Source organism: Streptomyces sp. NBC_01571, assembly GCF_026339875.1.
In the GTDB taxonomy this organism is placed as follows: domain Bacteria; phylum Actinomycetota; class Actinomycetes; order Streptomycetales; family Streptomycetaceae; genus Streptomyces.
Genome location: NZ_JAPEPZ010000001.1, coordinates 495,961 through 507,413, shown reverse-complemented (window position 1 = coordinate 507,413; position 11,453 = coordinate 495,961). Strand labels below are relative to the sequence as shown.

The window sequence follows — 11,453 nt, the reverse complement described above, 5'->3', positions numbered from 1 at the left end:
CCCGGTCTTGCCGGGTCGCCCACAGGTGTTGTCAGGGTTAGGCGCGGTCTCAGCGGGTGGTGGTCCGGGCGGCTTGCTCTATCAGGCGGGTGACGGCGCCCGGGTGGGAGACCGAGACCGCGTGGGACGCCTTGATCTCGACGGTGTGCGCGTGGGCGCGCCGGGCCATGAAGCGCTGCGCGGCCGGCGGGATGTTGTAGTCCTGGGTGGTGATGAGGTCCCAGGAGGGGATGGTCTTCCAGGCGGCCGTGGTGGCCTTCTCGTCCAGGGCGGAGGCGGCGACCGGGCGCTGGGTGGCGGCCATCAGGTCGGTGACCGGCTTGGGCACGTCGGCGGCGAACTGGTGGTGGAACTTGTCGGCCTTGATGTAGAGGTCGGTGCCGGTGCCGCCGCCGGGGAGCGGGAAGGGCACGGGGTCGAGGGCGGTACCGAGGGTGCTGCCGGGGAACTTGCCGGACAGTTCCAGCGCGCTCTCGCCCTTGTCGGGGGCGAAGGCGGCGACGTAGACCAGCGCCTTGACCTGGGGGGAGTCGGCGGCGGCCTCGCTGATCACCGAGCCGCCGTAGGAGTGGCCGACGAGAACGACCGGCCCGTTCACGCGCTTCAGCACGCTGTGGACGTACGCGGCGTCACTGGCCGGCCCGCGCAACGGGTTGGCGGCGGCGATCACCGGATACCCGTCGCGCCGCAGACGCTCGATCACTCCGTTCCAGCTGGAGGAGTCCGCGAAGGCGCCGTGCACCAGCACGACCGTGGGCTTCGCCTCGGACGGGCGGTGCTCGGCCCTGGCCGCGCTGGCCGGGCCCGTGGCGGCGGTCAGGGTGAGAGCCGCCACACCGGCAACGGCTCCCAGCACAGCGGCGCGCCTGCGGGTGGGACGGATCGCGGTCTTGAGGTTCATGGTGACTCCCCTTCGGGGCGTGGCGCTGGACATCGGTCGGTCGTCCTGGGCGTTCCGGCCCGGGGCGACAGGAGAAACATAGCGAGCAATATTCTTGTGTGCAAGTAAGTTGTGCACGACATAATTGCTCGGCGTAAGCCACCGTGTCCCGCCGGGGCCGCGCGTCCGGTCATCGCTCGGTCCGCCCCGCGCGGCCGTAGAGGGAGAGTCCTGCGGAAGCGGGGACTCAGGCGGCCGAATCCGTGGTGTCCGACAGGGCAGAGCCCTCGACCAGCCGGAACCCCACGCACACGACCATCGTGCGGTCGTCGACGGGAGTGCCCATGCGGTCCCAGTACCGACGATGCCCCGCACGCCATTCATCCACCGAGACATGACCTTCGCCCTCGGCCTCCACGTGCTCCCACGTCACCTCGTCGAAAGGCCGGTGGACGCGGTCTTCCTGCCCGACACGACCAACCGGTTGAGCCTGGTCCGCATCTCGTCGGCCGTGCCGAGCTCGAAGGACCGCCTGCCATCCACACGTGCCCACATGAAAACCGCCCCGTCGTCGTCAGCGGCCGACCGGCCCGGACCGCCTGGAGAAGTACCGCTCGGCACAGCGATTCCTCTCAGCGCACGACCAGCCGGTACGGTCCCGCCGGCACCAGTTCCCCGATCACCGCGGCGCCCGGAACCTCGCCCGCGACGAGGAGACCACCGGAGGTCTGCGCGTCGGCGAGGAGGAGCCGGGTCAGCTCGTCGGTGCGGCCGAAATCCGTGGACGGGGCGACCCATGCGAGGTTGCGGCGGGTGCCGCCGCTGATGTGCCCGGCGCGGGCGGCGTCCCGGGCGCCGTCCAGGAACGGCACCGCGGCGGAGTCGACGACGGCGGTCACCCCCGAGGCGCGCGCCAGCTTGTACAGATGGCCCAGCAGTCCGAAGCCGGTGACGTCGGTGGCGCAGACCGCTCCCGCGGCCAGTGCCGCCCGCGCCGCGTCGCGGTTGAGCGCGGCCATCGTCTCCACCGCCTGCGGGAAGACTTCGCCCGTCGTCTTGTGCCGGTTGTTGAGCACGCCGAGGCCCAGCGACTTGGTCAGCGACAGCGGTGTCCCCGGCCGCCCCGCGTCGTTGCGCAGCAGACGCGCCGGATCGACGGTGCCGGTCACCGCCATGCCGTACTTGGGTTCCGGGTCGTCGACGCTGTGGCCGCCCGCCACCACACAGCCCGCCGTCGCCGCGACGTCCATTCCGCCACGCAGCACCTCCCTCGCCAGCTCGAACGGCAGCACGTCGCGGGGCCAGCACAGCAGGTTGACCGCCACGAGCGGGGTGCCGCCCATGGCGTAGACGTCGGAGAGCGCGTTCGCGGCGGCGATGCGGCCCCAGTCGTAGGGGTCGTCGACCACCGGCGTGAAGAAGTCCGCGGTGGCGACGGCGGCGAGCGCACCGGGGCCGCCCGGCAGACGGACGACCGCGGCGTCGTCGCCGTGGTCCAGGCCCACGAGCAGGCCGGCGCCGCCGACCGCTCCCGGGGATGCCAGTCCGGCCACGAGCTCCTCGAGTTCGCCCGGTGGAATCTTGCAGGCGCAGCCGCCCCCGTGCGCGTACTGCGTGAGTCGCACGGCCTCCCGCCGCTGTGCCTGCTCGACGCCGGTCCGCATGCTCGTCATGGCTTCATCGATCCTTGCCTGTCAGGTGGAGCGCCGTGTGGCGCGTTGACTTGCGGGGTGCGGCGACGGTTCCATGGCCGCAAGGCCGGGGCATCGCCCCGGTGACGGCCTGCGGGGAGACGTAAAGGCGCCTGGTGGCCCTCCCGGTCTTCAAAACCGAGGTGTCCGAGCAACTCGGGCAGGCGGGTTCGATTCCCGTCCGTCTCCGCCAACCGACGTGTCCCGTCCCCTTCACCCGGAGTCCGAGTCCGCGTCGAGGCAGCGCCGCAGCGCACCGTCCACACGAACGGTCCGGCCGTGCTCGTCCAGGTACTCGAGCAGCGGGACGGCGACCCGGCGCGTGGTGTCCAGCGCCTGGCGCGCCCGGCTCGTGGTGAACGGCTGTTCCAGCAGCGCGAGGACGGCAGCGGCCTGCGCGTCCGCCCCCGGCATCAGCACGATGCCGTCGCCGATCCGCAGCAGCGCTCCCGCCGCCTCGGCGGCGGCCAACAGCTTGGGTGTGAGGCCGAGTTCGCGCAGCCTTTCGGCCTCAGGTGCGCGGAACGGAGCACGGGCGAGGTCCGCGCGCACGGCCTCGACGGCTGCCTCGGCCGGGGGCGGGAGCGTGGGACGGGCGTGGCTGCCGTAGACACGGCCGTCGCCGTGCCGCAACCCCGGCGACTGTGCCAACAGCGCGTCGACGAGACCGCGTTCCGGCAGGCCGAGCACCTGGCGCGCCGTCTCCAGGGGCATGCCGGGCTCCAGGGGGTTGCGGGCGGCGTGTTCCTCGACCGCGTCGCCGAGGCGTTCGCGCAGAGCCGACCAGTGGGCCGGGTCCGCCAGCCATTCCCCGGCGACGGGTTCGGCCGGCGGCCGTACGCCCATGGCGAGCAGCTCCGAGCGGCGGATCAGACCGCGACGGCGTAGCTCCTCGGCTCCGTCGGCGCGTCCCGGCGCCGCCCGCAGCTCGTGGTCCCGGGCAGCCGCCGCGCCGCGCCGGGTCAGCCGCGGCGGGCGGACGTCGAGCACCGTGAGCCCCGCCGGGACGAGGTGCCGGCCGGGGTCGCGCAGCAGCGCGGCATCACCGACGCGCAGCGGCAGCGAGGTGGCGAGACGCAGGCGTGCGGAGCCCTCGCCGAGCGGGCGCACCGTCACCGGCACCGCCGCGGAGCCCGCGTGCAGCGTGAGTTCGCGCGGCAGATCACGGGCCAGGGCGCCCCGCAGCCGTACGTCCACGGTGTCGGTGGTCAGCCACCGGCCGGGCGTGAGCAACGCGTCGCCGCGGCGCGGGCTCCCGGCGCCCGGTCCGGTCACGTTGACCGCCACCCGGGCGACCGCGTCGGCCTGCTGCCGCGACTCCTTGAGGCATTCCAGCCCGCGTACCCGCAACATGCCGCCGTCACGGGCGAGTTGGAGCCGGTCGCCGACGCGTACGGTGCCCGCGCCGAGGGTGCCGGTGACGACCGTGCCATGGCCTCGCACGGTGAACGCACGGTCCACCCACAGGCGTACGTCCGCGTCACGGTCCGGGGCAGGGAGTTCGACGGCGAGCCGGACCAAGGCGTGGCGCAGCGCTTCGAGGCCCGTCCCGGTGACCGCGCTGACGGCCACGCTCGGCAGTTCTCCGAGTGAGGTCTCGGCGATCCGGGTGAGCGCCTGCGCGCGGGCCGCGTCCGGTTCGGCGAGGTCGCAGCGGGAGACGGCGAGAACGCCGTGCCGTACTCCGAGCGCGTCGAGGACGGACAGATGCTCCTCGGACTGCGGTTGCCACCCCTGGTCCGCCGCGACGACGAAGAGGACGGCGGGGACCGGGCCGACCCCGGCCAGCATGTTGCCCACGAGGCGTTCGTGTCCCGGCACGTCCACGAACGCGACGTCACCCGCGCCGGGCAGCCGCGTCCACACGAAGCCCAGGTCCAACGTCATACCCCGGCGCCGTTCCTCCGCCCAGCGATCGGGCTCCATGCCGGTCAGGGCGCGCAGCAGCGCGGACTTGCCGTGGTCGACGTGCCCCGCGGTGGCGATGACGTGCACGGTCAGGTTCCGGTTCCCCGCCGGGCTGTCTCCCGGTGGGCTCCGGCCCGGCGTACCGCCTCCGCCAGTCGTGCGTCGACGTCCACCGGCACCGCCCGCAGGTCGAGCAGACAGCGGCCGTCCTCGACGCGGGCCAGCACGGCGGGGTCCGTGCCGCGCAGCAGCGCCGCGTACTCGACGGGCAGTGAGACGGCGGCGCTGGGCAGCGTCACACCGGGTGCGCCGCCCCCGCCGACCACCGCCCCGGAGTCGACGGCACGGCTGTCGAACCCGTCCGCCCGCAGCTTCTCCGCGAGCCGCTCGGCGCGCCGCCGCAGCTCCGCGGGGTCGGCGCGCAACGCGGTCAGAGCCGGGGGCTCCGGTCCGCGCACCGTCGCCTCCAGGGCCGCCAGTGTCAGCTTGTCCACGCGCAGTGCGCGGGCCAGCGGGTGACGGGCCGACCGCCGCACCAGCTCGGCGTCGCCCAGCAGCAGTCCGCACTGCGGTCCGCCGAGCAGCTTGTCGCCGCTGGCGGTGACCAGGGATGCCCCGGCGCGCAGCCAACTCGTCGCGTCGGGCTCCCCGGGCAGCGCCGGTTCCGGGGTGAGCAGACCCGAGCCGATGTCCGCCACCACGGGCACGCCGAGCGGGGCCAGCTCGGCCACGGACGCCTCCCGGGTGAAGCCCATGACACGGAAGTTGGAGGGGTGGACCTTCAGGATGAAGCCGGTGTCCGGTCCGAGGGCCGCGGCGTAGTCGTCGGGCGTGGTGCGGTTGGTCGTGCCGACCTCACGCAGCCGGGCGCCGGTGGACTCCAGCAGGTCGGGCAGCCGGAAACCGTCCCCGATCTCCACCATCTCGCCGCGACCGACGATGATCTCCCGCCCCTGGGCGAGCGCGGTGGCGGCCAGTACCAGCGCCGCCGCGCCGTTGTTGACCACGTGCGCGGCCTCGGCGGCCGGCACGCGACGCAACAGGGCGTCGAGCGTGGACGAGCCCCGTCGGGAGCGGGCTCCGGTGGCGAGGTCGAGTTCCACGTCCGTCGTGCCGGAGGCGGCCAGCACGGCGTCGCGGGCCGCGGCCGAGAGCGCGGCCCGGCCCAGGTTGGTGTGGAGCAGCACACCGGTGGCGTTGATGACCGGACGCAGGGCCGACGCGGTGGCCGGCAGGGCGGCGACGGCATGATCGGCGATCTCACCGATGGGCACCTCGCCCGTCCTCGCCCGTGTCTGCACCCTTGCGACCACGTCCTTGACCAGCTCCCGCCCCAGCCGTCGCGCCGCCGCGGTGAGCCGGGGATCGGCCAGCAGCACGTCGGTGCGGGGCAGCCGCCGCAACGCGTCGACGGGCGGGGCGGAGTCCGTGGCGGAGGCGTGGTCGCGGTCCATCTCGTGCACTTTCGCTGGGGCCCTGCCGGCTGAAACGCTGTCAGGCTATGGCGGCCGGTGCCCCCGGCGTCCGCGCCACACCGGAGGGACCCCGAGGGGCGGTGGGCCGCACCCGATCGTGGGACCGCGGCGGCGCCCGTGCCCACGGTGGGACGAGGTCACGCCCCGTCCCGCTCCTCGCGGCGGGCGTCCAGGCGTTCGCGTTGCGGCTTCACCACGTAGGCCGGGTCCTTCGCGGAGGTCACGCCGGCCTCGAAGGTGCCGAAGCGCTGCAGGACGCTGCCCGCCATCAGGGCCAGTCCGCCCACGGCGGCGGCCGCGCGGCTGCGCCGGGCGAGGGTGAGCGCGGTGACCGCGCCGGCCAGGGTGAGGTACTCGGAAGCCTTCCGCAGGCGGTGCGGGTGGCCGGTGGTGTACGCCCGGGTCACGAAGCCGGGACGCCGGTCGATGAGCCGGGACGCGACGATCTCGGCCGCCGCCCCCACCACGCCGAACCGCCGCGCCGGGCCCGCCTCCGCCACCGGAGCCAGCAGCATGCCGAGGCCGCCGGCGCCGGCCGCCGCGGAGCCGGTGAACACGAAGGGCAGCTCGCTGCGGGCGTCGTGCCAGGCGGGCACCGCCGTCTGCGAGAGCAGGACCGCCGTGTACGAGGCGACCCCGGGGGCGAACAGGGCCGCGGACAGGCCGGCCGGGCGGGCCGCCAGGTGCAGCAGCCGCCCGGGCAACGTGGTGCGCCAGGCGGTGGGCACCAGCTCGGCCGCGGCCGCCAGCGCGCTGCCGGGCCCGTAGGCGATGAGGATCCATGTGCCGACGGACATCGGTGAACTCGGCTTGGCGACCCTCATCATGTGGTGGAACCGCTCGGGCCGGCCAAGGTCCGCGACCAGCAGGTACATGCTCACCAGCAGGGTGGCGAAGCCACCGACACGGCCCGCCCGCCGCAGGCGCGGACGCCCCGTCAGGTCCGCGCCTGCCGCGAGCAGCGCGGCGCCGGCCGACAGCCCGCCGGTGAACAGATACGCGGGGATCTTCCACTCCCACACCGGCGGCTTGAGCACCGGACGCCCGTAGTACGAGCGGAACTCCGCCCGCGGCACCATGGACTGCTCGCGGCTCCCCTCGTCGTCCCCTCTCCGGCCCCGCCCCCGGCCGGAGCGATGGCCGCCGTGCCCGGTCGACCCGTCCCCGCTCATCGCCGTCCCCCACCCAGGAAGACCGCCGCCGAGACGGCAAGCAGAGCCGACGCCGCCGCGCCCGCGTGCTTCCACATCGACATCAGGTCGCGGGTCGGCACGATCGGGTCCGGTGGCAGCCCGTACACCTCGGGGTCGTCCAGCAGCAGGAAGAACGCGCCGTCGCCGCCGACGCCGTCCTCGGGGTCGCGGCCGTAGAGCTGGGCCTCGGGCACCCCGGCCTCGTGCAGCGTCGCGAGGCGTCGGTCGGCGCGTTCGCGCAGCTCGTCCAGGGGGCCGAACTGGATGGAGTCGGTCGGGCACGCCTTGGCGCACGCCGGTTCCAGCCCGTCGCGCAGCCGGTCGTAGCACATGGTGCACTTCCAGGCGCGCCCGTCGTCGGGCCGCCGGTCGATGACACCGTAGGGGCAGCCGGACACGCAGTAGCCGCAGCCGTTGCAGATGTCGGGCTGTACCACCACGGTGCCGAACTCGGTGCGGAACAGGGCGCCGGTGGGACATACGTCGAGGCAGCCGGCGTGCGTGCAGTGCTTGCACACGTCCGAGGACATCAGCCAGCGGAACTGGGTGCGGGTCTCCGCGCCCGTCCCGGCCCCGGGCAGGCCGACGGAGGGGAAGCCCAGGTCCACCGGTGCGGTGCCGAGGTCCCCGCCGCCGCGCTTGGCGAACTCCAGGGCGTCGGCCACGATCTCGGGCGTGCCCTCCGTGCTGGACGGACCGACGGGCAGGTCGGCGAGTCCCGCGTCCTGCTCGCCCAGTGGCCGCTCCTGTTCGATGAAGGCGACGTGCCGCCACGAGCTGGCGCCCAGCATGCCGGTGTTGTCGAAGGACATGCCCAGCAGGTCGATGCCGTCCTCCGGGATGCCGTTCCACTCCTTGCAGGCCACCTCGCAGGCCTTGCAGCCGATGCACACCGAGGTGTCGGTGAAGAAGCCCACCCGCGGCGGGTGGTCGAGGTGGCCGGCGTCGCCGGCCGGGTCCGCGAGCGGCCCGTGGAAGCTGTTCTCACTCGTCATGACGGTTCCTCCGGCCGGTCGTCCGGTTCGGTGTGGGCACGCTCGGTACGGCCGCCGGCCGTCGCGATACGGGTGCCGGTCTTCGTGGTGATGCCGGCCCGGCGGCGGTACTCCCGCACGTACTCGAGCAGGGCAGGCCCCCGCGGACGCCGCCCGGGCCGTACGTCGCAGGTCAGCACCTTGCTCTCCTGGATGAACACGTTCGGGTCGACCACCACGCCGATCAGGTCGTTGACCACGTCGCCCTTGGTGAGGCCCGTCGTGCCCCAGTGGTACGGCATCCAGACCTGGTGGACGACGCGGCCGTCGATGCGCAGCGGCGCCATGCGGTCCGTGACGACCACGCGCGCGTCGACCGCCGTCCGGCTGGTGATGACGTGGGCCCAGTCCAGGTGGTGCAGACCGCGCTCCCGCGCCAGTTCGGGCGACACCTCGACGAACAGCGCGGGCTGGAGTTCCGCCAGGTAGGGGAGTTGGCGGCTCATGGCTCCCGCTGTGTGGTGCTCGGTCAGCCGGGCCGCGGTGAACACGTACGGGAACACCTGGGCGTGCGCCTCAGGCGGTGCCGGGTTGGACGGGTTGTCGGCGCGCCCGTAGACCTTTCGCACCGGGTTGCCCTGCTGCCCGTACAGCAGGTTGCGCATCGGCGATTCGTGCGGTTCGTAGTGCGTGGGAAGCGGCCCGTCGGCGAGCCCGGCCGGGGCGAACAGCCATGCCTTGCCGTCGCTCATCATGATGAACGCGTCGTTGCCGCTCAGTGCCGCCGGGCCGGACGCCCCGGCCGGGGGCCGGTAGCCCGGCGGTTTGGTGCGTTCGAAGTCCGGGGTGTCGTTGCCGGTCCACTCGCCGGCCTCCTCGTCCCACCAGATCAGCTTCTTCCGCTCGCTCCAAGGGCGCCCGTCCGGGTCGGCCGAGGCGCGGTTGTAGAGCACACGCCGGTTGAGCGGCCAGGTCCAGCCCCACTCCGCGTCGTACGGACCCGACTCCAGTCGGGAGGTGCGCCGCCGGGACTGGTTGGTCTCCCCTGCGTACACGCCGCTGTAGATCCAGCAGCCGCAGGCGGTGCTGCCGTCGGCCTTGAGATCGGGGTAGCCGTCGACGGTGCGGCCGGTGCGCAGGTCGATGCCGTTGATGTGGCGCAGCACGTCCGCGGGAGAGGGCTCGTCGCCCTCGACCTCGTAGTCCCACGCCAGGTCGAGGACCGGGCGGTCGCGTTCGTCGGTCGAACCGGCCAGCCGCTGCTTGATGCGTACGGCGAGCTGGTGGAAGAACCACAGCTCGGAGCGCTGGTCCCCGGCGGGTTCCACGGCCTGGTCGCGCCACTGCAGCATCCGCTGCGTCTGGGTGAAGGTGCCGGCCTTCTCGACGTGCGAGGACGCGGGGAAGAAGAACACCTCCGTGCGGCAGCGCTCGGTGACGATCTCGCCGGTCTCGATCTCCGGCGCGTCCTTCCAGAACGACGCGCTCTCGATCATGACGAGGTCGCGGACGACCAGCCAGTCGAGGTTCGCCATGCCGAGGCGCTGCAGACGGCCGTGCGCCGAGCCGACCGCCGGGTTCTGGCCGAGCAGGAAGTAGCCGAAGACCTTCCCGTCGACCATGTCCATCGCGGTGCGGTACGTGCCGTGGTCGCCGTTGATCCGGGGCAGGTAGTCGAAGCAGTAGTCGTTCTCCGCCGTGGCCGCGTCGCCCCAGTACTCCTTGAGCAGCGACACCATGTAGGCGTCGGCGTCGCCCCAATAGCCCTTCTGCTGCGTGCCGCGGACGCCGTCCAGGTACCCGGCGAGGTCCTCGTGGCCGGTGTCGGGCATCGGCAGATAGCCCGGCAGCAGGTTGAAGAGCGTGGGAATGTCCGTGGAGCCCTGGATGCTGGCGTGACCGCGCAGCGCGAAGATCCCACTTCCCGGACGGCCGATGTTGCCCAGCAGGAGCTGCGCGATCGACCCCGCCCGGATGTACTGGGCGCCCACGGAGTGCTGGGTCCAGCCGACGCTGTAGACCAGGGCGGTGGTCCGCTCCCGCCCGGAGTTCTCCGTCCAGGCCCGGCACACGTCGAGGAACAGCTCCTGAGGTACCCCGCAGATGCGCTCCACCATCTCCGGGGTGTAGCGCGCGAAGTGCCGTTTGAGCACCTGGAACACACAGCGGGGATGCTCCAGGGTGGGGTCGGCCTCGGTGGCCCTCTCGGAGTCCTCGACGAGCGGGCCCTTGGCACCGTGCTGGTAGGGCTCGGAGGTCTCCTTCGCGTGCCTGCCCGGCCGCTCCTGCGCCGCGACGCTCTCGTAGGCCCAGCTCGACGCGTCGTACGCCGCGGTGTGCGGGTCGTAGCCGCTGAACAGTCCGTCCAGGTCCTCGGTGTCCTGGAACCGTTCGTTCACCAGGAAGGGGGCGTTGGTGTACGCCCGCACGTACTCACGGAAGTCCAGGCCGTGGCTGAGGATGTGGTTGATCACGCCGCCGAGGAACGCGATGTCGGTCCCGGCCCTGATGGTGACGTGCTGGTCGGCGTGCGCGCTGGTGCGTGTGAAGCGCGGGTCGATGTGGATGACCCTGGCGCCGCGCGCCTTGGCCTCGATGACCCACTGGAACCCGACGGGATGGGCCTCGGCCATGTTCGAGCCCATGATGATGATGCAGTCGGTGTTGACGAGGTCCTGCAGGTAGTCCGTGGCGCCGCCACGTCCGAGCGAGGCTCCCAGACCGGGAACCGTGGCGGAGTGTCAAATACGGGCCTGGTTCTCGATCTGCAGCGCGCCGAGGGCGGTGAACAGCTTCTTGATGAGGTAGTTCTCCTCGTTGTCCAGCGTGGCGCCGCCGAGGCTGGCCAGGCCCATGGTGCGACGGAGTGTCCTGCCGTTCTCGTCGGTGTCCTGCCAGCCTTTGCGGCGGGCGTCGAGCACCCGGTCGGCCACCATGTCCACGGCGGTGTCCAGGTCGAGCCGCTGCCACTCGGTGCCGTACGGCGGCCGGTAGAGGACATGCTGCTCGCGCTGCGGTCCCGTGACGAGCTGCTTGCTGGCGGAGCCCTTGGGGCACAGGCGGCCGCGGGAGATCGGACTGTCGGGATCGCCCTCGATCTGGACGACGCGCTCGTCCTTGACGTAGACGCGCTGGGCGCAGCCCACCGCGCAGAACGGGCACACCGAGTTCACCACCCGGTCCGCGGTCTCCGTGCGGGCACCGAGACCTGCGGAGCGGGCCGACTGGGCCGCTTTGCCGCGGCCCAGCGGGTCCGTGCCGGTGAGCTGCCGGTACACCGGCCACGCGTTCATCCACCGTTTCAGGCCCATCCGCCCGCTCCTTCGCGCAAG

7 protein-coding genes, 1 tRNA gene and 1 pseudogene are annotated in these 11,453 nt (G+C 73.0%); 1 reads left to right on the top strand and 8 read right to left on the bottom strand.

Annotation, left to right across the window (positions count from 1 at the left end):
• Positions 1–49 precede the first annotated feature (49 nt).
• The 3 genes and pseudogenes from OHB41_RS02415 to selD form a co-directional block, all read right to left on the bottom strand.
• Complete coding sequence (locus OHB41_RS02415; protein ID WP_266696272.1) at positions 50–901, bottom strand: alpha/beta fold hydrolase; 852 nt, start codon at positions 899–901, stop codon at positions 50–52.
• Positions 902–1,226: 325 nt separating this feature from the next.
• Positions 1,227–1,298, bottom strand: a pseudogene (locus OHB41_RS02410) (ASCH domain-containing protein); the annotation flags it as partial.
• Positions 1,299–1,512: 214 nt separating this feature from the next.
• The gene (gene selD / locus OHB41_RS02405) at positions 1,513–2,544 is read right to left on the bottom strand and encodes a selenide, water dikinase SelD (protein ID WP_526025026.1); all 1,032 of its coding nucleotides are present in this window, start codon (positions 2,542–2,544) and stop codon (positions 1,513–1,515) included.
• A 124-nt stretch (positions 2,545–2,668) separates the two neighbouring features.
• On the opposite strand from selD, the gene OHB41_RS02400 reads away from it, so the two are divergent.
• Positions 2,669–2,764: transfer RNA gene (locus OHB41_RS02400), tRNA-Sec, on the top strand.
• A gap of 20 nt (positions 2,765–2,784) precedes the next feature.
• Here the strand turns inward: OHB41_RS02400 and selB are convergent.
• From selB to fdh, 5 genes are all read right to left on the bottom strand, one after another.
• Positions 2,785–4,566 (bottom strand): selenocysteine-specific translation elongation factor, encoded by a 1,782-nt coding sequence (gene selB / locus OHB41_RS02395; RefSeq protein ID WP_266696270.1) that lies wholly within the window; start codon positions 4,564–4,566, stop codon positions 2,785–2,787.
• 2 nt (positions 4,567–4,568) lie between these two features.
• Positions 4,569–5,933: an L-seryl-tRNA(Sec) selenium transferase gene (selA, locus tag OHB41_RS02390; RefSeq protein ID WP_266696269.1), complete on the bottom strand. Its 1,365-nt coding sequence runs from the start codon at positions 5,931–5,933 to the stop codon at positions 4,569–4,571.
• Between the two features lie 158 nt (positions 5,934–6,091).
• A complete protein-coding gene (nrfD, locus tag OHB41_RS02385) occupies positions 6,092–7,126 on the bottom strand; it encodes an NrfD/PsrC family molybdoenzyme membrane anchor subunit (RefSeq protein ID WP_266696268.1) in 1,035 nt (344 codons plus the stop codon).
• Positions 7,123–8,142 (bottom strand): 4Fe-4S dicluster domain-containing protein, encoded by a 1,020-nt coding sequence (locus tag OHB41_RS02380; RefSeq protein WP_266696267.1) that lies wholly within the window; start codon positions 8,140–8,142, stop codon positions 7,123–7,125. Before OHB41_RS02380 ends, nrfD begins: the two co-directional genes overlap by 4 nt.
• Complete coding sequence (gene fdh / locus OHB41_RS02375; protein ID WP_266696266.1) at positions 8,139–11,432, bottom strand: formate dehydrogenase; 3,294 nt, start codon at positions 11,430–11,432, stop codon at positions 8,139–8,141. The genes OHB41_RS02380 and fdh overlap by 4 nt, the downstream gene beginning before the upstream one ends.
• Positions 11,433–11,453: the final 21 nt, after the last annotated feature.